The 21,392-nt window shown below is 71.3% G+C and carries 22 protein-coding genes; 11 read left to right on the top strand and 11 right to left on the bottom strand.

All coding sequences use genetic code 11. The annotated features are described in order from the left end of the window. Nucleotides 1-7: 7 nt before the first annotated feature. Complete coding sequence (locus tag NE234_RS11375) at nucleotides 8-799, bottom strand: SDR family NAD(P)-dependent oxidoreductase (protein ID WP_252778901.1); 792 nt, start codon at nucleotides 797-799, stop codon at nucleotides 8-10. Between the two features lie 120 nt (nucleotides 800-919). Between NE234_RS11375 and NE234_RS11370 the strand changes: the two genes are divergently transcribed. From NE234_RS11370 to NE234_RS11340, 7 genes are all read left to right on the top strand, one after another. Continuing rightward, nucleotides 920-1,495, top strand: a complete 576-nt coding sequence (locus NE234_RS11370; protein ID WP_252778900.1) for a TetR/AcrR family transcriptional regulator — start codon at nucleotides 920-922, stop codon at nucleotides 1,493-1,495. A gap of 3 nt (nucleotides 1,496-1,498) precedes the next feature. After that, nucleotides 1,499-2,296 carry a site-2 protease family protein gene (locus tag NE234_RS11365; RefSeq protein WP_252778899.1) on the top strand — a complete coding sequence of 266 codons (798 nt, stop codon included), beginning with the start codon at nucleotides 1,499-1,501 and terminating at the stop codon, nucleotides 2,294-2,296. 90 nt (nucleotides 2,297-2,386) lie between these two features. Continuing rightward, complete coding sequence (locus NE234_RS11360) at nucleotides 2,387-3,232, top strand: ABC transporter ATP-binding protein (RefSeq protein ID WP_252778898.1); 846 nt, start codon at nucleotides 2,387-2,389, stop codon at nucleotides 3,230-3,232. Next, nucleotides 3,229-4,038, top strand: a complete 810-nt coding sequence (locus NE234_RS11355; RefSeq protein WP_252778897.1) for an ABC transporter permease — start codon at nucleotides 3,229-3,231, stop codon at nucleotides 4,036-4,038. Before NE234_RS11360 ends, NE234_RS11355 begins: the two co-directional genes overlap by 4 nt. Nucleotides 4,039-4,043: 5 nt before the next feature. Further along, the gene (locus tag NE234_RS11350; protein ID WP_252778896.1) at nucleotides 4,044-5,204 is read left to right on the top strand and encodes a sensor histidine kinase; all 1,161 of its coding nucleotides are present in this window, start codon (nucleotides 4,044-4,046) and stop codon (nucleotides 5,202-5,204) included. Continuing rightward, nucleotides 5,201-5,827 carry a response regulator gene (locus NE234_RS11345; RefSeq protein ID WP_252778895.1) on the top strand — a complete coding sequence of 209 codons (627 nt, stop codon included), beginning with the start codon at nucleotides 5,201-5,203 and terminating at the stop codon, nucleotides 5,825-5,827. The genes NE234_RS11350 and NE234_RS11345 overlap by 4 nt, the downstream gene beginning before the upstream one ends. 50 nt (nucleotides 5,828-5,877) lie before the next feature. Continuing rightward, nucleotides 5,878-7,380 carry an aldehyde dehydrogenase family protein gene (locus NE234_RS11340; RefSeq protein ID WP_252778894.1) on the top strand — a complete coding sequence of 501 codons (1,503 nt, stop codon included), beginning with the start codon at nucleotides 5,878-5,880 and terminating at the stop codon, nucleotides 7,378-7,380. Between the two features lie 30 nt (nucleotides 7,381-7,410). On the opposite strand, the gene manD is transcribed toward NE234_RS11340, so the two are convergent. After that, on the bottom strand, nucleotides 7,411-8,619 hold the full coding sequence (gene manD, locus NE234_RS11335) for a D-mannonate dehydratase ManD (protein WP_252778893.1): 1,209 nt from the start codon (nucleotides 8,617-8,619) through the stop codon (nucleotides 7,411-7,413). 176 nt (nucleotides 8,620-8,795) lie between these two features. Here manD and NE234_RS11330 point away from each other — a divergent pair, with 176 nt between their 5' ends. Together NE234_RS11330 and NE234_RS11325 are read left to right on the top strand one after the other, a co-directional pair. Then, complete coding sequence (locus NE234_RS11330) at nucleotides 8,796-9,563, top strand: SDR family NAD(P)-dependent oxidoreductase (protein WP_252778892.1); 768 nt, start codon at nucleotides 8,796-8,798, stop codon at nucleotides 9,561-9,563. A gap of 41 nt (nucleotides 9,564-9,604) precedes the next feature. Next, the gene (locus NE234_RS11325) at nucleotides 9,605-10,537 is read left to right on the top strand and encodes an RNA polymerase sigma-70 factor (RefSeq protein WP_252778891.1); all 933 of its coding nucleotides are present in this window, start codon (nucleotides 9,605-9,607) and stop codon (nucleotides 10,535-10,537) included. Between the two features lie 56 nt (nucleotides 10,538-10,593). On the opposite strand, the gene NE234_RS11320 is transcribed toward NE234_RS11325, so the two are convergent. Further along, nucleotides 10,594-11,115: a MarR family winged helix-turn-helix transcriptional regulator gene (locus NE234_RS11320; protein WP_252778890.1), complete on the bottom strand. Its 522-nt coding sequence runs from the start codon at nucleotides 11,113-11,115 to the stop codon at nucleotides 10,594-10,596. Here NE234_RS11320 and NE234_RS11315 point away from each other — a divergent pair. Continuing rightward, nucleotides 11,095-12,054: an amidohydrolase family protein gene (locus NE234_RS11315; RefSeq protein WP_252778889.1), complete on the top strand. Its 960-nt coding sequence runs from the start codon at nucleotides 11,095-11,097 to the stop codon at nucleotides 12,052-12,054. The genes NE234_RS11320 and NE234_RS11315 overlap by 21 nt on opposite strands. Nucleotides 12,055-12,564: 510 nt before the next feature. Here the strand turns inward: NE234_RS11315 and NE234_RS11310 are convergent. Continuing rightward, nucleotides 12,565-14,151: a GMC family oxidoreductase gene (locus NE234_RS11310; RefSeq protein WP_454923397.1), complete on the bottom strand. Its 1,587-nt coding sequence runs from the start codon at nucleotides 14,149-14,151 to the stop codon at nucleotides 12,565-12,567. 191 nt (nucleotides 14,152-14,342) lie between these two features. On the opposite strand from NE234_RS11310, the gene NE234_RS11305 reads away from it, so the two are divergent. After that, nucleotides 14,343-14,936, top strand: coding sequence for a cob(I)yrinic acid a,c-diamide adenosyltransferase (locus NE234_RS11305; RefSeq protein WP_252778887.1), 594 nt, complete (start codon nucleotides 14,343-14,345; stop codon nucleotides 14,934-14,936). A gap of 121 nt (nucleotides 14,937-15,057) precedes the next feature. On the opposite strand, the gene NE234_RS11300 is transcribed toward NE234_RS11305, so the two are convergent. From NE234_RS11300 to NE234_RS11270, 7 genes are read right to left on the bottom strand one after another with little or no spacing between them, the layout of a single operon-like run. Continuing rightward, nucleotides 15,058-15,495: a DUF2550 domain-containing protein gene (locus NE234_RS11300; RefSeq protein WP_252778886.1), complete on the bottom strand. Its 438-nt coding sequence runs from the start codon at nucleotides 15,493-15,495 to the stop codon at nucleotides 15,058-15,060. A 34-nt stretch (nucleotides 15,496-15,529) separates the two neighbouring features. Continuing rightward, on the bottom strand, nucleotides 15,530-15,919 hold the full coding sequence (locus NE234_RS11295) for a F0F1 ATP synthase subunit epsilon (protein ID WP_252778885.1): 390 nt from the start codon (nucleotides 15,917-15,919) through the stop codon (nucleotides 15,530-15,532). 26 nt (nucleotides 15,920-15,945) lie between these two features. Next, entirely contained in the window at nucleotides 15,946-17,376 is a 1,431-nt protein-coding gene (gene atpD, locus NE234_RS11290) for a F0F1 ATP synthase subunit beta (RefSeq protein WP_252778884.1), read from the bottom strand. Nucleotides 17,377-17,384: 8 nt separating this feature from the next. Beyond that, nucleotides 17,385-18,305 carry a F0F1 ATP synthase subunit gamma gene (locus NE234_RS11285; RefSeq protein ID WP_252778883.1) on the bottom strand — a complete coding sequence of 307 codons (921 nt, stop codon included), beginning with the start codon at nucleotides 18,303-18,305 and terminating at the stop codon, nucleotides 17,385-17,387. Nucleotides 18,306-18,308: 3 nt separating this feature from the next. Further along, nucleotides 18,309-19,946, bottom strand: coding sequence for a F0F1 ATP synthase subunit alpha (gene atpA / locus NE234_RS11280; RefSeq protein WP_252778882.1), 1,638 nt, complete (start codon nucleotides 19,944-19,946; stop codon nucleotides 18,309-18,311). Between the two features lie 37 nt (nucleotides 19,947-19,983). Then, entirely contained in the window at nucleotides 19,984-20,802 is an 819-nt protein-coding gene (locus NE234_RS11275) for a F0F1 ATP synthase subunit delta (RefSeq protein WP_252778881.1), read from the bottom strand. A 3-nt stretch (nucleotides 20,803-20,805) separates the two neighbouring features. Continuing rightward, the gene (locus NE234_RS11270) at nucleotides 20,806-21,366 is read right to left on the bottom strand and encodes a F0F1 ATP synthase subunit B (protein WP_252778880.1); all 561 of its coding nucleotides are present in this window, start codon (nucleotides 21,364-21,366) and stop codon (nucleotides 20,806-20,808) included. Nucleotides 21,367-21,392: the final 26 nt, after the last annotated feature.

The following is a 21,392-nucleotide window of genomic DNA, read 5'->3' as shown; positions in this document are numbered from 1 at the left end:
TCCCTCGTCAGCGCTTGTCGCGCTGGCCCTCGGCGAGGGCCCGGGTGAGCCGGTCCGCGCCGCCCCGCCGCTGAAGGCGGGCGAACAGGCCCGGAGCCAGGCCGCCCAGCACCACTCCGAAGCGGACCGGCAGCGGGGCGACGTCGACCTCCGCGCGGTCCCGCTCGATGGCGCGGGTCACCGCGCGGGCGACGTCGCCGGGCGTGTTCGTGCCGAGGCCCGGCGGCAGGCTCACCCCGGAGTCGGCGAACATCCCGGCGTCTCGGATGAACCCCGGATAGATCGCCGACACACCGACACCGTACGGCCGCAGGTCCTCGCGGAGCCCGAGGGCGAGACCGCGCAGCCCGAACTTGGTCGCGTTGTACAGCGCGGTGCCGCCCGCCGCGACCTTGCCCCCGATCGAGGACACGAAGACCAGGTGGCCGCGCCCACGTGAGGTCATCCGCTCGGCGGCCAGACGGGCCATGACGACCGGCACGCGCAGGTTGACGTTGACAGCCCGGTCGATCTCCTCGAGCGTGAAGTCGGTGAGGGGCCCGCTCGCGGGCAGCCCGGCGTTGGCGACGAGGATGTCGACCGGACCGGCCTGCTCCATGAGGCGTACGGCCCCGTCCCGGTCGGAGAGGTCGGCGACGACGGCTCTCGCGCCGAGTTCGGCGGCGAGGGGTTCCAGCACGTCGGCGCGGCGGCCGGTGAGCACCAGCGACGCGCCGTGCGCCGCCAACTCGCGCGCGATGGCCCGGCCGATGCCTCCGGTCGCCCCGGTGACGAGGGCGGTCGCGTCAGCGATCTTCATGTCGGCATCCTCACACCTCAGCCGCCGTCATGGGGCTCGCCGCGCAGCGTGTCCGTGCTTCGGCGCTACGCGGGTTCTGTGTTCACATTCCCTCCTGGTGGGACCGGTACCCTGCCAGGCATGCCGCAGGCCACCACCGACGTCCGGGAGCGGATCGTGGACGCCGCCGAGCGCTGTTTCGCGCGTTACGGCGTCGCCAAGACGACCGTCGAGGACATCGCGGCGGCGGCAGGCCTGTCCCGGGCGACCGTCTACCGCAGCTTCGCCGGTGGGCGGGACGAGGTGATCCTCGAGGTTCTCCTCCGCGACCTGCGTCGTTTCCTCGACCGGCTGGCCGCCCGGCTCGGCACGCAGCGCTCGGTGTCCGACGGCATCGTCGAGGGCGTGGTGGACGCGGTCGCGTTCGTGCGCGGCGAGCCGCGGGTGGCCGCCCTCCTGACCCCCGAGGCCGCCGGGCACACCCAGACGGCCGTCGCCGGGGCCGCCGAGAGCGTCCTGCGCCTGTGCGCCGACCGCGTCCGGCCGTACTTCGCGGCGGCCCAGCGGGAGGGTCTGCTGCGCGCGGACATCACGGTGGAGGGCGCGGTGGAATTCCTGTTCCGGATCATCTCCTCGATGATCGTTCTCCCCCACGACGGCGATCCCCGGGACTTCCTGCGCGTCTATGCCGTCCCCGCCCTCACAGAGAGCACCTGATCGATGTCCAACGTAAGCGCGGTGCGGTCCGCCGTACGGCCCAGCCCGGCGTTCCTGTTCGTCCTCGGCCTGTTCGCCCTGTCCGGCCTGGCGGTCTGGCGGTACGGCATGAGCCCGGAGCGGACCGCCCGGCTGTTCCTGTTCGTGTTCGTGGTCAGCGGCTGGATCGTGTCGCTGTGCCTGCACGAGTTCGGGCACGCCTTCTTCGCCTGGCGGTCCGGCGACCGGAGCGTCGCGACCAACGGCTACCTGACGCTGAACCCGCTCAAGTACGGCGACATCACGCTGAGCTTCCTGCTGCCCGTGCTGTTCGTGCTGCTCGGCGGGATCGGCCTGCCGGGCGGCGCCGTCTACATCGACCGGGGGGCGATCCGCGGGAGACTCCGGCACAGCCTCATCTCGGCGGCCGGGCCGATCGCCAACCTCGTCTTCGCGATCGTCCTCGGCGTCGTGATCACCAACCTGGCGAAGGACCCGGCGCACCTGCTGTTCTGGACGGGGATGGCGTTCCTGGCGTTCCTGCAGGTGACCGCGGCCGTGCTCAACCTGCTCCCGGTGCCCGGCCTGGACGGCTTCGGCATCGTCGAGCCGTACCTGCCACGCCCGTGGGTCGCGCAGGCGAACAGGATCGGCGGGTACGCCTTCATGGCGCTGCTCGCGCTGCTGTGGATCCCGGCGGTCAACGACCACTTCTTCTCGCTCGTCTACCACCTCACCGACCTGTTCGGGATCGACCCCGACCTCATCTCGGTCGGTCACGGGCTCTTCCGGTTCTGGGAGAACGTCGGCTTCTCGGGCTGAGCCCCTCGATCCCGTGTCCACCGTTCGGTGGACACGGGAATCACCGGACCGCCGATCCCGGACCGGCCGGATCGCCGCGACGCTGGAGGCATGAACGAAACGGCGGTGCGGGTCCGGGGCCTGCGCAAGCGATACGGCGACGTCGACGCGGTGAACGGCGTGGACCTGGACATCCTCCGGGGCGAGGTCTTCGCCCTGCTCGGCCCGAACGGCGCCGGCAAGAGCACGACGGTGGAGATCCTCGAAGGGCACCGGCGGCGGACCGGCGGTGAGGTGTCGGTGCTGGGGGCCGATCCCGGGAGACCGACCCGGGAGTGGCGCGCCCGCCTGGGCATCGTGCCGCAGAGCTCGAACGAGCAGCCCGAGCTGAGCGTCCGGGAGATCCTCCGGCACTTCGCGGGCTACTACCCGCGGCCGAGGGACGTCGACGAGGTGATCGAGGCGGTCGGGCTGACCGACAAGGCGGGGGCCCGCCTCGCGCACCTGTCCGGCGGCCAGCGCCGCCGGGTCGACGTCGCGCTCGGCATCATCGGCGGTCCCGAGCTGCTCTTCCTCGACGAGCCGACCACCGGCTTCGACCCGGACGCGCGGCGGCGGTTCTGGCGGCTGATCGAGGGGCTGGCGCACGGCGGCACGACGATCCTGCTCACCACCCACTACCTGGACGAGGCCGAGGCGCTGGCCGACCGGGTCGGCGTCATCGCCGGCGGCCGCGTCCTCGAGATCGGCTCGCCGATGGAGCTCGGCGGCCGGGCGACCGCCACCGCGCGGGTGGCCTGGGTCGGGCCGGAGGGCCGGCAGTCGATCGAGACCGACTCCCCCGCGCAGGTCGTCACCGAGCTGAGCCACAAGTTCGACGGCGAGGTGCCGGAGCTGACCGTCACCCGTCCCACGCTCGAGGACGTGTACCTCACGATGATCGGAGAGGGCCGATGACCGCCGTCGCCATGCCGTCCGCCGCACGGATCGGGCTGTCCCGGGGAGGGCTGGAGCTCAGGACGTTCCTCCGCGAGCCGCAGGCCGTGGTCTTCACCGTCGCGATGCCGGTCATCCTGCTGCTCATCTTCGGCACGATCTTCAAGGGCGAGGTCGGCAGTACGGGCGTCGACTTCCGGCAGTACTTCGCGGCCGGGATCATCGCCAGCGGCATCATGTCGACGACGTTCGTCAGCCTCGGCGTCGCGATCACGCAGGAGCGCGACGACGGCACCCTCAAGCGGTTGTACGGCACGCCGATGCCGAGGTCGTCCTACTTCATCGGCAAGGCGATCGCGGCGCTGGTCCTGTCGCTGCTGGAGACGGTCGTCCTGTTCGTGCTGGGGCACCTGCTGTTCGGGCTGGAGGCGCCGAAGACGCCCGAGCGGTGGCTGACCTTCGCCTGGGTGTTCGTCGCCGGAGTGACGGTCTGCACGCTGCTCGGCATCGCGGTCAGCAGCGTGCCGCGCTCGGGCCGCAGCGCGGCCGCCGTGCTGAACGTGCCCTACCTGGTCCTGCAGTTCATCTCCGGCGTGTACTTCACCTTCGGCGCGCTGCCGTCCGGCGTCCAGCAGGCCGGCGCGCTGTTCCCGCTGAAGTGGATCAGCCAGGGGCTGCGGTCCGCGCTGCTCCCGGACACGCTGCTGGCCGCCGAGCCGGCGCACTCCTGGGAGCACGGGCGTACCGGACTGGTGCTGGCCGCCTGGGGTGTCGCAGGGTTGGTCCTGTGCCTGACGACATTCCGCTGGAAGCGCCGCGACGGATGAGCACCATGTCCGCCAAGGACGCGTGGGACTGGGGGCTGGGCCGATGGGAGGCGTACTTCGGCCTGGTCCTCGTCGCCACGATCATCTACGTGCTGAACGACCATCTGACGGCGACAGGGCTGGTCGCGACGGGTCTCCTCCTCGCCCTGGTGCCGTGGTACGTCCTGTTCGGCCGGCGTTTCCTCGGACGGGAGACGCTCAGCCCGGGGCCGTACGTTTACGTCGCCGGGCTCATCGTGCTGTGCAGCGCGGCGGCGCTGACGGCCCCGGAGAGCTCGCTCGTGCTGTTCGCGGCCTGCGCGCAGTGCTTCATGATCGTGCGGTGGCGCGAGAGCGTGGCCGCGCTCGTGCTCCTCAACGCGGTCCCGGCCGTACGGTTCATGCGCGGCGACGCCGACGCGGGGACGGTCGTGTCGTTCGTGGTCTGGACCGTCGTGGTGATCGGGTTCTCCGCCTTCTTCGGCCTGTGGATCGAGCGGATCATCGGGCAGAGCGCGGAACGCCGGGAGCTGATCCGGGAGCTGGAGACGACGCGGGCCGAGCTCGCCGAGGTGAGCCGGGAGGCGGGCGTCATGGCCGAGCGGGAGCGGATGGCCGGGGAGATCCACGACACGCTCGCGCAGGGCTTCACGAGCATCCTGATGCTGCTGCAGGCGGCCGACGCGTACGTCGGACGCGACCCGGAGGAGGCGCGGCGGCAGGTCGGCCTCGCGGCGCGCACCGCGCGGGAGAACCTCGCGGAGGCGCGGGCCCTGGTCGCCGCCCTGCCGCCCGCGCCGCTCGGCGGGTCGTCCCTGGACGAGGCGGTCGGGCGGCTGACGGAGCGGATGTCGGAGGAGCTGGGGGTGACGGCGGACTACGACCTCACCGGCGAACCGCGGCGGCTGACCGCCGGGGCGGAGGTCGTGCTGCTGCGGATCGCCCAGGAGGGCCTCGCCAACGTCCGCAGGCACGCGAAGGCCGACCGGGTCGAGGTGCGCCTCGCGTACGCCCCGGCGTCGGTGCGCCTGGAGATCCGCGACGACGGCGTAGGCTTCGGCCCCGGCACGGCGCGCGGCTTCGGCCTGCACGGCATGCGTGAGCGGGTCGGCCAGGTCGGCGGCACGTTCGACGTACGGAGCGAGCCGGGAGCCGGAACGACCGTCACGGTGGAGGTGCCCGCGTGATCAGGGTGTTGCTGGTCGACGACCATCCGGTCGTCCGCGAGGGGCTTCGCGGCATGCTGTCGGCCGAGGACGACCTGACGGTCGTCGCCGAGGCCGGGGGCGCCGCCGAGGCGGTCGCGGCGGTCCGCGCGCACGAGCCGGACGTCGTGCTGATGGACCTGCGCATGCCGGGCGGCGACGGCGTGGAGGCGACCGCGCGCGTCCTCGCGCAGCGCCCGCAGGCCCGGGTCGTGGTGCTGACGACGTACGACACCGACGCCGACATCCTCCGCGCGGTCGAGGCGGGCGCCGCGGGCTACCTGCTCAAGGACGCCTCACGGCACGACCTCGCGCAGGCCGTACGGGCGGCGGCGCGCGGCGAGACGGTCCTGGCCCCCTCGGTTGCCGCCAAGCTCGTGTCCCGGATGCGCTCGCCGGTCGAGCTGTCCCGCCGGGAGATCGACGTGCTGCGGCTGGTCGCCCGTGGGCGTACGAACGCGGAGATCGGCCGGGAACTGCTGATCAGCGAGGCGACGGTGAAGACCCACCTGCTGCGGGCGTTCGGCAAGCTGGGAGTGTCCGACCGGACCGCCGCCGTCACGGCCGCGATCGAACGGGGCATACTCCCCGCCCCCGGCCGGTAACGGGTAACTTACTGGACTACAGCCATCTCGTTGGGACGAAGGTGACGCCGATGACCGCGACCGCGAGCGAGAAGACCGCCGAGACGTTCCGCTCACTGAACCCGGCGACCGGCGAGGTCGTCGGCGAGCATCCGATCCACGACGAGGCCGCGGTGAACGCCGCCGTCGAGCGCGCCCGCCTCGCGTCCGTGTGGTGGGCCGACCTGGGCTGGAAGGAGCGCCGGGTCCGGCTGCTCAACATCAAGGGCGCCCTGACCCGGTCACTGCACCGGATGGCGACCCTGATCCACCGGGAGACCGGCAAGCCGGTGGCCGACGCCCAGCTGGAGACCGTCCTGGCGATCACGCACCTGGACTGGGCCGCGCGCAACGCCCAGAAGGTCCTCGGCCCGCGCAGCGTCTTCCCGGGCCTCGTCTCCATCAACCAGAAGTGCGTCCTGGAGTACCAGCCCCTCGGCGTCGTCGGCGTGATCGGCCCGTGGAACTACCCGCTGTTCACGCCCATCGGCTCGATCGCGTACGCCCTCGCGGCGGGCAACGCCGTGGTGTTCAAGCCCTCGGAGTACACCCCCGGCGTCGGCCTGCTGCTCGCCGAGATCATCTCTGCGGTCATCCCGGAGGAGCCGGTGTTCCAGGTCGTGACCGGCCTCGGCGACACCGGCGCGGCCCTCGCCCGCGGCGCCGTCGACAAGATCGCCTTCACCGGGTCGGCACCGACCGCCCGCAAGGTCATGGCGGCGTGCGCCGAGCGCCTCACCCCCATCGTCGCCGAGTGCGGCGGCAAGGACGCGTTCATCGTGGACGCCGACGCCGACCTCGACGAGGCCGCCGAGGCCGCCCTGTGGGGCGCGATGTCGAACGCGGGCCAGACCTGCGTCGGCGTCGAGCGGGTGTACGTCGTCGACCGCGTGTACGACGACTTCGTCGCCAGGCTGACCAAGCAGGCGCGCGCGCTGCGGCCCGGCGAGGACCGCGACGCCGCGTACGGCCCGATCACGATGCCGGGCCAGCTGAACGTCATCAGGCGCCACGTCGACGACGCCCTCGCCCGCGGCGGCCGGGCGGTCGTCGGAGGCGCGGACGCGGTGAAGGAGCCGTTCGTCGAGCCGGTGATCCTGGTGGACGTCCCGGACGACTCCGCCGCCGTCCAGGAGGAGACGTTCGGCCCGACCATCACCGTGCACCGGGTGAAGAGCGTGGACGAGGCCGTCCGGCGCGCGAACGCCACGCCGTACGGCCTGGCCGGCGCGATCTTCTCCCGCAGCCGTTCGACGGCGATGGAGGCGGCCCGGCGGCTGCGCAGCGGTATGACCTCGATCAACGCGGTGATCGCCTTCGCCGCCGTGCCGGCGCTGCCGTTCGGCGGGGTGGGCGACTCCGGCTTCGGGCGCATCCACGGGGCCGACGGGCTGCGGGAGTTCGCACGCGCCAAGGCCATCACCCGGCAGCGGTTCGCCGCGCCGATGAACCTCACGTCGTTCAAGCGCACCGACAAGGACATGGCCAAGCTGCTGCAGCTGGTCAGCCTCCTGCACGGCAAGCACTACCGGTAGACGCGCGGCACGGCCGGCGGCGGGCCGGGCTCACCAGTCGTGCATGCCGCCGTCGGCCAGGCGTGCCACCGGCAGGTACTTCGGGTCGTACGGGTACCGCCGCGCGGCCTCCTCGTCGACCTCCACGCCGAGCCCCGGCCGGTCCGACGGCCACAGCATGCCGTTCTCGTAGCGGTAGCCCCAGTCGAAGACCTCGCCGGCCGGATCCCGGTGGCCCATGTACTCCTGGATCCCGAAGTTCGGGATGGCCAGGTCGAGGTGCAAGTTCGCCGCCAGGCCGACCGGCGAGATGTCCCCCGGCCCGTGCGAGCCGGAGCGCACGCCGTACAGGTCGGCCAGATCCATGATCCGCCGCACGTGGGAGATGCCGCCGGCGTGCGTCACCGAGGTCCTGATGTAGTCGATGAGCCGCTCGGTGATCAGCTCCCGGCAGTCCCAGATCGAGTTGAACACCTCGCCCACCGCCAGCGGCGTGACGGTGTGCGAGCGGATCAGGCGGAACGCCGTCTGGTCCTCGGCCGGCGTCGCGTCCTCGATCCAGAACATCCGGTACGGCTCCAGCGCCGCGCCCAGGCGCGCGGCCTCGATCGGGGTGAGCCGGTGGTGCACGTCGTGCAGCAGGTGGAACCCGTGACCGAACTCCTCGCGGACCCGCCTCATCAGCGTGGGGACGAAGTCGAGATACGCGGCGGTGTTCCAGACCTCCTCCGTGGGCAGCGCGCCGGAGGCGGGCTCGTACAGCTGCGAGCCGGTGTGCACCCCGTACGTCGCGTCCATCCCCGGGATCTTCGCCTGCACGCGCACGGCGGTGTAGCCGAGCTCGAGATGGCGCGCGACGTCGGCGAGGAGGTCGTCGACGTCCGCGCCGCTCGCGTGGCCGTAGACGGTCACCGCCTCCCGGGCCCGGCCGCCCAGCAGCTCGTACACCGGCAGGCCCGCGACCTTGCCCTTGATGTCCCACAGCGCCTGGTCGACCGCTGAGATCGCCGTCATCGTGACCGGCCCGCGCCGCCAGTACGCGCCCCGGTAGAGGTACTGCCACGTGTCGCCGATCCGGGAGGCGTCCCGGCCGGCCAGCAACGGCAGGACGTGCTCGCGCAGGTAGGCGTCGACGGCGAGTTCGCGCCCGTTCAGCGTCGCGTCGCCGTACCCGACGACGCCCTCGTCGGTCGTCAGCTTGAGCGTGACGTAGTTGCGGCCGGGAGCGGTGACGATGACCTCGGCGTCCTTGATCTTCATGCGTCCTCCGGGTCCGGGATGAGTCGCCGGGCCGGGTGCGCCTCGTCATCCACGGCCCGGGACTCCTGTGCCCGACCATTCTGCGCCCGCGTGTCACAGGGGACCGGGCTGTCTCGTCTCGGGATGCGAAGACGAATTCCGCGAAGAACACATCCCTCAACGGCAAGGAGCCGGTCATGAGCGAGCAGACCACACACCGGAGGATCGCGCTGGTCACCGGGGCGAACAAGGGGATCGGCCGCGCGATCGCCGCGGGACTCGGTGCGCTGGGCATGACGGTCCTGGTCGGCGCCAGGGACCCGCGGCGCGGCGAGGAGGCCGCCGCGGCGCTGCGCGCGGCGGGCGGCGACGCGCACGCGCTCACCCTGGACGTCACCGACCCGGACACCGTCCAGAAGGCCGCCGCGGAGATCGGGGAGCGCTTCGGCCACCTCGACGTGCTGGTCAACAACGCCGGAATCACCGGCTCCGGGCAGGTCTCGCCCACCGACGCCCACGATCAGATCCCCAGTACCGTCGACCTGGCCATGGTCCGTACGGTGTTCGAGACCAACGTCTTCGGGGTGATCGCGGTGACCAACGCCATGCTGCCGCTGCTGCGCCGGTCACCCGCGCCGCGCGTCGTCAACGTCAGCAGTCACGCCGCGTCGCTGACCCTCACCAGCGACCCGGACGGCCCGTTCACGGCGCTGCTGCCGTCGGCCGCGTACACGCCCTCCAAGGCCGCGGTGACGGCGCTGACCGTGCAGTACGCCAATGAGCTGCGGAAGGACGGCATCCTCGTCAACGCCGCCGCCCCCGGCTTCGTCGACACCGACAGCAACGCCCACACCGGGACCCTCACCCCCGCTGAGGGCGCCGCCGTCGTGGTGCGCCTGGCCACTCTCGGTCCGGACGGGCCGACCGCCGGGTTCTTCGGCGCGGAGGGCCGGCTGCCCTGGTGACGGTGGTCAATGGGGCGGCGGAGTCGCGGAGAGGAGCCGATGTGAAGCGGGTCGAGGAGTTCCAGGAGTTGCGGCCGCTGCTGTTCTCGATCGCCTACCGGATCCTGGGAAGCGTGAGCGAGGCCGAGGACGCGGTCCAGGAGACCTGGCTGCGCTTCTCGGCCTCTCCGACCCGGCCCGCCTCGGCCAAGGCGTTCCTGTCCGCCACCGTGAGCCGGATCTCGATCGACGTGCTGCGCTCGGCGCGGGTCCGGCGGGAGGAGTACGTCGGACCGTGGTTCCCCGAGCCGCTGCTGACCGACCCCTACCAGGACCCGGAGCGGTCGGCGGAGCTGGCCGACTCGGTGTCGATGGCGGCGCTGCTCCTCCTGGAGCGGCTCAGCCCGCTCGAACGCGCGGTCTTCGTGCTGCGGGAGGTGTTCGGGTTCGGCTTCCCGGAGGTCGCGTCGGCGGTGGGCCGGTCGGAGGCGGCATGCCGCCAGCTCCTGGTGCGGGCACGGCGCCACATGGAGGCGGGCCGCCCCCGGTTCGAGGCCGACCGGCGCGACCATGAGGAGCTCGCCGGGCGGTTCTTCGACGCCTTCCGGAAGGGGGACCTCGACGGGCTGCGGGAGCTGCTGGCCGCCGACGTCCAGCTGGTGGCCGACGGCGGCGGCAAGGCCCCGCAGTGGGCCGACCGCTTCATCGGCGCCCGGAACGTGGCGCGGGCGCTCGGCGCGCTCATCCCGCTGTTCGGCCGGAGCGGGGCGGAGCTGGAACCCCACCCGGTGAACGGCCAGCCGGGGGCGATCTTCCGCGACCGGGACGGCGGCGTCCTCACCGCCTGGGCGCTCGACGTCTCCGAGGGGCGGATCCAGACGATCCGCACGGTGCTCAACCCCGACAAGCTCGGGCACGTGGGTCCCGTGGCGGACGTCTGGGCCGCCCTCCACGAGGCGATGCGGGCTCGCCGGGCCACGGATCGAGGTTCCTAGACGCACCGCGGTGACTCAGACGCGCCGCGCCGGCTTAGCCGGCGAGACTTCACGGGTCACTCCTCCGACGGGTCCAGCGGGTCGTCGCCGAGGAAGACGTGCAGCGTGTCGAGGAGTTCCGTGACGCGGTCCTGCCCGATGGCATCGAACCGGCGTTGGAGCTCCGGTCGGATACGCCGCGCGATGAGGTCGGTGATCCGGCGTCCCTCATCGGTCAGACTCACCACGAGCCGCCGCGCATCGGTCACGGCGCTGGATCGCTGCAGCAGACCGGCGCGAACGAGATGGGTGATGGTGCGGCTGGTCGAGGTCGGATGGGTGCTCAGCCGCCGAGTCAACTCCGCGGGCGACACCGCCCCCCGGGAGGCCGCGCGCAGCACCATGAACTCGCTCACGTCCAGATCCGCGATCCCGGCGATGTGCTGCCGGGCGTCATCGACGATCAGCCGATTCACCCGATACAGCACCTCCAGGAAATCGAGCACCGCACCGTCCGTCTCCATACCGGGAGGGTAGCATGTGCAAATAATTGACAGATGCAAAGTATTGGAGTCATCGTGCAACGGTTCGATGTGCATGCGCACGCGGTCCCGGCCGGCACGGACGCCGCGTCTCAGCGGGCGGCCCAGGCGCTGATGAGGCAGGAAGGGTTCGCGGGGAGCATTCCGGGCGCGGGCTGGAGCGTCGACGGGGCGCTGCGATTCATGGACGATCAGAGCATCGCGCTCCAGCTGCTGTCGACGCCGGGCGCGCTGGACGCGGAGCAGGCGAGGAAGTGGAACGACCGGACCGCCGAGATCGTGGCGGCGTACCCGGACCGGTTCGGGCTGCTGGCGGCGCTACCGATGGCGGAGCCCGAGCGAGCCGTCGAGGAGATCCGCTACGCGATCGATCGGCTGCACGCCGACGGATTCGCCGTCGCGACCAACTACGACGGCGTGTACTTCGGCGACGGCCGCTTCGAGGCGGTGTTCGCCGAGCTCGACCGGCATCGGCTGCCGTTGTTCGTGCATCCGGCATTGCCGCCGGCGTTCGACCGGCTGGGGCTCGGCCGGCCGGGGCCGCTGATCGAGTACCCGATGGACATGGCCCGCACCATCGTCGACGCGATCTTCGCCGGAGTGTTGCTGCGGCACCGCGATCTCCGCCTCGTCCTCGCTCACGCCGGGGGCGTACTCCCCACGCTGCAGGACCGCATCGCGCTCCTCGCACGCGAGTCCTGGGTCGCGAATCCGCTGCGGCTGTCCTCGGAACAACTGACAGAACAGCTCGGCGCTCTCTATCTGGACACCGCGATCGGCGGCGGGCCCGCCGGCATCGTTCCCGCCGTCCAGATGGTCGGCGTTGATCACCTCGTCTTCGGCACGGACTACCCGCCCGCGGGCGCCGACACCATCGCCGACACGTCGAAGAACCTCCGGACCACCCTGGACCGTGCCGCGCAGCAGCAGTTGGAGGCCACCTTCACGCGCCTGTTCCCGAGCGCGGCAGGACGCGCCGCCGCATCGGGGACGTAGTCCCACCCTCCCGGCTCGGCGGGCATCCCCGGCCGTGACCGGTGGGTCGCGGCTTAGTCGCGCCGCGGTGACTTAGGCGACCGCCGGGGGCGGACGCACGGGCTTAGGACCGAAGGGCGATCGGGATGAGGCATTGTTCCGATGCCCCGACCACCGCCTTAGGACGAACCTTATGAGTGCGAGGCCGGACCGGCCGGCCCGCACCACGAGGAGCACCAACGATGCACCCGGACATCCTGAAGGCGCTGATGGACGAGCGTGACCGCGAGGCACGCGACGAGGCGGAGCGGCCCCGCGGCCTCCTGCGCCGCCGCGCCCGGTGAACCCGCTCAGGGCCTGTGCGCCCACGCCGAGCCCCGCCTGCACAGGCGCCCTCCATCCGGGCGGGGCTCAACGCGGGCGCACAGGCCGCCGCCGGACCCGGTCCACCGCCCCGAAGGCCCGGCGCGACCGCGCAGGTCGCCGCCGCGAGAACGCGCGCCCGGTCCGGCGGGCGGCGCGGCCCCACGGTCAGGCGAACTCGATCGGGGGCAGCAGCGGGCCGCCGGCGATCAGGTCGGCGGCCCGCTCGGCTATCGCGATCGTCGGGGCGTTGGTGTTGCCGCGCGGCACCGCCGGCATGACCGACGCGTCGACGACGCGCAGGCCCTCCACGCCGCGCACCCGGAGTTCGGGGTCGCAGACCGAGTCCTCGGTGCCGCCCATCGCGCACGTGCTCGTGGGGTGGTAGAGCGTCACGACCTGACGGCGGACCCACTCGGCGAGGTCGTCACCGTCGCGGCCGGGGGCGTACTCCCCGCCCACGATCCGGGCCATCGGCCCGGTCGCCGCGATCTCCCGGGCCTGGCGGACGCCCGCGAGGAGCACCTGCAGATCCGCCTCGTCGCCCAGGTAGTCCGGGTCGATGAGCGGCTTCCACCGCGGGTCGGCTGACCGCAGCGTCACGCTCCCCCGGCCGGCCACGGCCACGGTCGTGGCGAACACCGACATGGCGCGCTTGTTCGCGTCGGTGAGGCCCTGGTCGAGGTACGGCGTGGGAAGCACGTGGTACTGCAGGTCCGGGGCGGGCAGGTCGGGCCGCGTCCGTACGAAGCCGCCGCCCTCGGCGATGTTCGAGGCGTACGGGCCGCGTCCCAGGGCCTGGTACAGCATGAGGCTGCGCAGGTTGACGCCCTCCCAGAGCGCCTTCGTGTCCGGGGTGTGCCACATGACGGGCACCATCGGATGATCCTGCAGCCCGGCGCCCACGGCGGGCAGGTCGACGATCACGTCGATGCCGTGCGAGCGCAGGTGGTCGGCCGGCCCGATCCCGGACAGCATGAGGACCTGCGGGGAGTTGACCGCTCCCCCGGACAGGATGACCTCGCGCCGGGCGACGGCGCGCTGCTCGGTGCCGCCGCGCAGGTACGCCACGCCGGTGGCCCGGCCGTCCTCGATGACCACGCGGGTGACGAGCGCGTCGGTCGCGACGGTGAGGTTCGGCCGGTCGGCGGCGCGGGAGAGGTAGCCGTCCGCGGTCGACCAGCGGCGGCCACGCCGCTGCGTCACCTGGTAGAACCCAACCCCGTCCTGTTCGGCGCCGTTGAAGTCGTCGTTGGCGGCCAGGCCGAAGTCGGTCGCCGAGTCGATCCAGGCGCGGACCATCGGATGCTTGAAGCGCAGGTCCTCGACCCGGAGCGGCCCGCCGGTGCCGTGGTAGTCGGACGCGCCGCGCTGCTGGTCCTCGGCGCGCATGAAGTACGGCAGCAGGTCGGCGTATCCCCAGCCCTTGCAGCCGTACTCGTCGCGCCAGGTGTCGAAGTCGTGCCGGTGACCCCGGATGTAGATCATCGCGTTGGTCGACGAGCTGCCGCCGAGGGTGCGGCCGCGCGGCCAGTAGACGGTGCGGCCGGCGGCGTGCGGCTGCGGGGTCGTCGTGTAGTCCCAGTCGTACTGGCTCTTGAACAGCGCCGCGAGCCCGGCCGGGATGTGGATCTCGGGGGCGTCGTCGGGCGGACCGGCCTCCAGGAGCAGGACCTTCGTGCCGGGGTCCGCGGTCAGCCGATCCGCGAGCACGCAGCCCGCGCTGCCGGCACCGACGATGACGTAGTCGTACACGGCCGCCTCCACGCCTCGAGAGCCTGCGCGAAACGATAGCGATCAGGGACGATCTCGGACAGTGGCCCGAATCACGTTCTAGTCCCCGATTTCCGGCATCCGTACGACGAGCCGCCCACGCCGTCCAGGTCTTCGCGGGCAGCGCGCTCCCGGTCAACGGCGACCGCGTCGCCGCCTTTAGGGTGGCGGGCATGGCGAAAGAGCGTGACGACCAGCCCGTCGTCCTGTCGAAGATCTACACGCGGACCGGGGACGACGGCACGACCAACCTCGGCGACATGAGCCGCACGGCCAAGACCGACCCCCGGCTGGCGGCGTACGCCGACGTGGACGAGGCCAACAGCGCGATCGGCGTCGCGCTCGCCATGGGCGACCTGCCCGAGGACATCGCCACGCTGCTCACCCGGGTTCAGAACGACCTGTTCGACGTCGGCGCGGACCTGAGCACGCCGGTCGTCGCGGAGCCGAAGTTCCCGCCGCTGCGGGTCACCGAGGACTACATCACCCGGCTGGAGGCCGCGTGCGACGAGCACAACGCCGACCTGGCCACGCTGCGGAGCTTCATCCTGCCCGGCGGAAGGCCCGGAGCGGCGCTGCTGCACGTCGCCCGTACGGTCGCCCGGCGCGCCGAGCGGACCACCTGGGCGGCGCTGACGGTCCACGAGGACATGAACCCGCTGACCGCGCAGTACCTCAACCGCCTGTCGGACCTGCTGTTCATCCTCGCCCGCAAGGCGAACGGCGACCGCGGCGACGTGCTGTGGAAGCCGGGCGGCGAGCGCTGAGCCGAAAGTAACGGTTCGCCGGCCGTCCTGTCCGGCTGGGCGCCGGGCTCAAGGCGATCGGCGGGCCCGGCGGAGACACCTTGCGTCAGGCGGCCGGCGAAACCGGCGAGGCCTTGTTGCGTCAGGCGATCGGCGAGCCCGGGGGGGCGGCCTCCAGCCAGGCGAGGAAGCCGGTCAGCGCCGCTCCGCTCATCGCCAGCTCGACGGTGCCCTCGCCGTCCTGAATCTCGAGGATGCCGGCGTCCGGCTGCAGCGCCGCCTCCTCCTCGGCCTCCGGCTTACGGCGCCCGGATACGACGAGGCCCCGGCGGGATACGACCCGCCGGGGCCTCAGCCGAATGCCGAAAATCGCGAACCAGAGCAGCTCGTCACCGTTGTACCGGCCGATGCCGAGCCGCCATACGCCACGGCCGTGGGGGTCGCGGAGGCTGCACTCCACCGTGCCGCCGCGGCGTTCGAGCAGCCAACGCCGCAGCGACAGCAGGGCGAACGCGGCGAGCACCGCCACCAGGACGACAGCGAGCAACCCGCCGATGTCCCAAGCCAGGTACTCGCCCAACTCCCCCCTACTTCCCCCACGAGTCCTTAGACGGTCAGATCTCCTGGCCGGCCGCCCGCAGACGGGCCCGGGCCCGTCGTTGCGCGACCGCGGCCTCCTCGCCCTCCAGGCCGGAGACCCGCTCGTACTCCGCGCGGGCGGCCTCGAGGTCGATCTCACCGCCCAGCTCGGCGTACTCGGCGAGCACCGACACCTCGTCGGAGGCTACCGAGAAGAACCCGCCGGAGACCATCGCGGAGATGGTCTCCGACTCGTCGGCGGGCTTGATCCGCACGACACTGCCGTCCACCAGCAGGCCCAGGACCGGCGCGTGACCGGGCATGATGCCCATCTCACCCTCGATGGTCTTGGCAACGACCATATCGGCTTCGCCGGCCCAGATCTCACGCTCCGGTGAGACGAGCTCGACGTGCAGCTTTGCCACTTGCTCTCCTCCGAACGCGCGAGGCGTTACTTCTGCAGCTCCTGGGCCTTCTTCTCGGCCTGCTCGATGCCACCGACCATGAAGAACGCCTGCTCAGGGAGGTGGTCGTACTTACCCTCCGCGATCGCCTTGAAGGACGCGACCGTGTCGCTCAGCGAGACGTTCTCACCCGGCTGGCCCGTGAAGGCCTCGGCCATGTACATCGGGTGCGACAGGAAGCGCTCGATGCGGCGGGCGCGCTCGACCGTGACCTTGTCCTCTTCGGAGAGCTCGTCGATGCCCAGGAGGGAGATGATGTCCTGCAGCTCCTTGTAGCGCTGCAGGATCTGCTTCACGTGCTGGGCGGTCTCGTAGTGCTCCCGGCCGAGGATGACCGGGTCCATGATGCGCGACGTCGAGTCGAGCGGGTCCACCGCCGGGTAGATGCCCTTCTCCGTGATCGCACGGGAGAGCACCGTCGTGGCGTCGAGGTGCGCGAACGTGGTGTGCGGGGCGGGGTCGGTGATGTCGTCCGCGGGCACGTAGATCGCCTGCATCGAGGTGATCGAGTGGCCGCGGGTCGAGGTGATCCGCTCCTGCAGCTCGCCCATCTCGTCGGCGAGGGTCGGCTGGTAACCCACGGCGGACGGCATACGGCCGAGCAGCGTGGAGACCTCCGAACCCGCCTGGGTGAACCGGAAGATGTTGTCGATGAACAGCAGCACGTCCTGGTTCTGCACATCGCGGAAGTACTCCGCCATGGTCAGCGCGGACAGGGCCACCCGCAGACGGGTGCCCGGCGGCTCGTCCATCTGGCCGAAGACGAGCGCCGTGTCCTTGAGGACGTCGGCCTCCTTCATCTCCAGCAGCAGGTCGGTGCCCTCACGGGTACGCTCACCGACGCCCGCGAACACCGAGGTACCACGGTGGTTACGGGCGACACGGGTGATCATCTCCTGGATGAGCACCGTCTTGCCCACACCGGCGCCGCCGAACAGGCCGATCTTGCCGCCCTTGACGTACGGGGTGAGCAGGTCGATGACCTTGATGCCGGTCTCGAGGATCTCGGTCTTGCTCTCGAGCTGGTCGAACGCCGGCGCGTGCCGGTGGATCGGCCAGCGCTCGGTGACCTCCAGCGACGAGGTCGGGACGTCGAGGGACTCGCCGATGGTGTTGAAGACGTGGCCCTTGACGCCGTCGCCGACCGGCACCGAGATCGGGGCGCCCGTGTCGACCACCGGCGCGCCGCGGACGACGCCGTCGGTGGGCTGCAGCGAGATGGCGCGGACCATGTTGTCGCCGATGTGCTGGGCGACCTCAAGCGTCAGGGTCCGGGTCTCACCGCCGATCGTGACCTCGATCTGCAGCGCGTTGTAGATGTCCGGCATCGTGTCGACGGAGAACTCCACGTCGATGACGGCGCCGGTGACGCGGGCGACCCGGCCCGTCGCCGTGGCTGTTTCTACCGAAGCAGTCATGGTGACTCTCACTCACTCCCCGCGGAGCTCTCGGCGAGCGCGTTCGCGCCACCGACGATCTCGCTGATTTCCTGCGTGATCTCTGCCTGACGGGCCTGGTTCGCAACACGCGTCAGGTTCTCGATCACATCGTTGGCGTTGTCGGTCGCCGACTTCATCGCCCGCCGCCGCTGCGCGTGCTCGGAGGCGGCCGCCTGGAGCAGCATGTGCCAGATCCGGCTCTCGATGTAGTTCGGCAGGAGGGCGTCGAGCACGGCCTCCGCGGAGGGCTCGAACTCGTACGCCGGCAGCACGCCCTGGGTCTGCTCCTCCGGGGCCTGCTCGGACTCCTCGATCTCCAGCGGCAGCAGACGGCGGACCTGCGCCGTCTGCGTCAGCATCGACACGAACTCGGTGTAGACGACATGGATCTCGGCGACGCCGCCCTCGTCCGCGGGCTTCTCGAACTCCCGGACGAGGGTGCGGCCGATCGCCTCGGCGTTCTCGAACCGCGGGTTGTCGCTGAAACCGGTCCACTCCTCGGCGAACTCGCGCTCGCGGAAGCGGTACCAGCCGACGCCCTTGCGCCCGACGATGTACGGGATGGGCTCCTTGCCCTGCTCCCGCAGCATCGTCATCAGCCCTTCGGCCTCACGGATGACGTTGGCGTTGTAGCCGCCCGCGAATCCGCGGTCGCTCGTGATGATCAGCACGGCGGCGCGCTTGCTGTCGGTCCGCTCGGTCAGCAGCGGGTGGCCGACACCGACGTTGTGGCTGACCAGCGCGGAGATGGCGCGCGTGATCTGCCGGGCGTACGGCCCCGACTCCCGCACCCGCTGCTGTGCCTTGACGATCCGCGACGAGGCGATGAGCTCCTGCGCGCGCGTGATCTTCGCCATCGACCTGGTCGTGGCGATACGGCGCCGGATCGTCCGAAGCTGGGCACCCATGCCTTACTTCTTCCTTACGCGGGTGATCTTCTCCTGCTCGACGTCACCCTCGGCGATGGCCTCGACCGGCTGCTCCTGGACCAGCAGGCCGTGGTTCGTCGTCTCGAAGCCCTTCTTGAACTCCGCGATGGCGTCCTTCAGGGTCGACTGGGCATCGTCGCCGAACTGGCCGGTCTCCCGGATGCCGTCCAGCAGACCCGACTGGTTGCGCTTGACGTAGTCGAGCAGCTCGGCCTCGAAGCGGCGGATGTCCTCGATCGGCACGTCGTCGAGCTCGCCGTTCGTGCCCGCCCAGATGGAGACGACCTGCTGCTCCATCGGGAAGGGGTTGTTCTGCGGCTGCTTGAGCAGCTCGACCAGGCGGGCGCCGCGGTCCAGCTGGGCGCGCGACGCGGCGTCCAGGTCGGACGCGAACGCGGCGAACGCCTCCAGGTCGCGGAACTGCGACAGGAACAGCTTCAGGTTGCTCGTCGCCTTGCGCATCGCCTTGGTCATCGCGGCGCCGCCGACGCGGGACACCGAGATACCGACGTTGATGGCCGGCCGGACACCCTGGTTGAACAGGTCGGTCTCGAGGAAGACCTGGCCGTCGGTGATCGAGATGACGTTGGTCGGGATGTACGCCGAGACGTCGTTGCCCTTGGTCTCGATGATCGGCAGACCCGTCATCGAACCGGCGCCCATGTCGTCCGACAGCTTCGCGCACCGCTCCAGCAGCCGCGAGTGCAGGTAGAACACGTCGCCGGGGTAGGCCTCACGGCCCGGCGGGCGGCGCAGCAGCAGCGAGATCGCGCGGTACGACTCGGCCTGCTTGGACAGGTCGTCGAACACGATCAGGACGTGCTTGCCCTCGTACATCCAGTGCTGGCCGATGGCCGAGCCGGTGTAGGGGGCGATGTACTTGTAGCCCGCGGGCTCGGACGCCGGAGCCGCCACGATCGTGGTGTACTCCAGGGCGCCGGCCGCCTCGAGGGTGGCCCGCACCTGCGCGATCGTCGAGCCCTTCTGGCCGACCGCGACGTAGATGCAGCGGACCTGCTTGCTCGGGTCGCCGCTCTCCCACGCCTGCTTCTGGTTCAGGATCGTGTCGATCGCGACGGTGGTCTTGCCGGTCTGCCGGTCACCGATGATCAGCTGCCGCTGGCCGCGGCCGATCGGCGTCAGCGCGTCGATCGCCTTGATGCCGGTCTGCAGCGGCTCGCCCACCGGCTGGCGCTGCATGACGCCCGGCGCCTGCAGCTCCAGCTCGCGGCGGCCGGTCGTCTCGATCGCACCCTTGCCGTCGATCGGGTTCCCCAGCGAGTCCACGACGCGGCCGAGGTAGCCGTCGCCGATGGGGACCGACAGGACCTCGCCGGTCCGCTTGACCTGCTGGCCCTCCTCGATCTTGGAGAAGTCGCCCAGGATGACGACACCGATCTGGCGAACGTCCAGGTTCAGCGCGATGCCGCGCGTGCCGTCCTCGAACTCAAGGAGCTCGTTCGCCATGGCCGAGGGCAGGCCCTCGACGAAGGCGATGCCGTCGAAGCACTCGACGACGGTCCCGACCTCCTCGCGCGCGGCGGTCTCCGGCTCGTAGGCCTGGACGAAGCGCTCGAGCGCGCCCCGGATCTCCTCCGGCCGGATCGTCAGCTCCGCCATGTCTTCTTCGTCTCTCTCCGTGAGTCCGATGCTTGGTTCAGCTCGCCCGTTCGATTCGCCGGCGGACGTCTTCCAGCCGGCGAGCGATGGTGCCGTCGATTTCCTCGTCCCCGATCTGGACGGAAATACCACCCAGGACGGAGGGGTCGACCTCGATGTTCAGGTGAACGTCGCGGCCGTACTGCGCGGACAGCGCGGCCGTCAGCCGTGTCTTCTGCGCCTCGTCCAGCTCTACCGCCGTGCGGACCACCGCGACCAGCCGGTTGCGGCGCTCGGCGACGATCCGTCCGTAGCTCTCGAGCGCTCGCTCCAGACTACGTCCTCGCGGATGTGCGACGGCCTCGCTGACCAGCCGCAACGTCGCCGCGGTGACCTTGCCCTCGAGCAGCGTGGTCACCAGCTCGACCTTGCGCTCGCCCGGCACCCGCCGGTCCACCAGCGCGCCCCGCAGCTCCGGCTGCGCCTCGACGATCCGGCCGAAGCGGAAGAGCTCGTCCTCCACGTCGTCGATCCGGCTCTGCGCCTCGGCGGCGGCCGCGATCGCGGTCACCCCGAGCTCCTCGAGCGCGTCGGTCAGCTCGGTGGACCGCGCCCACCGCTGCCGCACGACGTCGCCGACGAAGTCGCGGACCGCCGGGGTGACGCTGCCGTCGAGCACGGCCGTGGCCAGCCCCGCCCGCCGGTCGGCCGGCTGGGCCGGGTCCGACAGGGCCCGGCGCAGCACGTGCTCCCGGTCGAGCAGGTGCACCACGGCGAACAGCTCACCGCCGAACGCCGCCGCGTCACGCGTGGCGGACAGGGCGGCCTCGAGCCGCTCCCTGGCCTCGACGAACGAGGCCCTGCTCGCGCCGATCATTGATTAAGCCCCCGCCCGCGCACGGTCCTCGAGCTCGTCGAGGAAGCGGTCGACGGTGCCGCGACGCCGGGCCTCGTCCTCCAGGGACTCGCCGACGATGCGGCCGGCCAGCTCGATCGCGAGCTCCCCGATCTCCGTACGGAGCTGGGTGAACGCGAGCTGCCGGTCGGCGTCGATCTGGGTGTGGGCCTGGTCGACGAGCCGCTGTGCCTCAGCCTGCGCCTGGTCGCGCAGCTCCGCGATGATCTGCGCACCCTGCTCGCGCGCCTCTTCGCGGATCCGTGCGGCCTCCTGCCGGGCCTCGGCCAGCTGCGTCTGGTACTGCTCGAGCGTCCGCTGAGCCTCGGCCTGCGCCTCCTCGGCCCGCTTGATCCCGCCCTCGATCGCGTCAGTGCGCTCCTCGAGCGCCTTCTGGATGCGAGGGACGAGAATCTTGCCGAGGAAGAACAGCACGACGAGGAACGAGAAGATGCCGACGACCATCTCCGCCGCATCGGGCAACAGAGGGTTCGGGTTCTTCGTGTTCTCGGCGAGTAGCCCGGCGGCGTGTTCGGCCAAAAACATGGCGTGCACAGCCTTCCGTCAGAAGT

Origin of the sequence: Actinoallomurus rhizosphaericola (assembly GCF_024055675.1) — a bacterium.
GTDB classification, from domain to species: domain Bacteria; phylum Actinomycetota; class Actinomycetes; order Streptosporangiales; family Streptosporangiaceae; genus Actinoallomurus; species Actinoallomurus soli.
The sequence above is the reverse complement of the archived record's forward strand: the minus strand, read 5'-3'. Positions and strand labels throughout refer to the sequence as shown.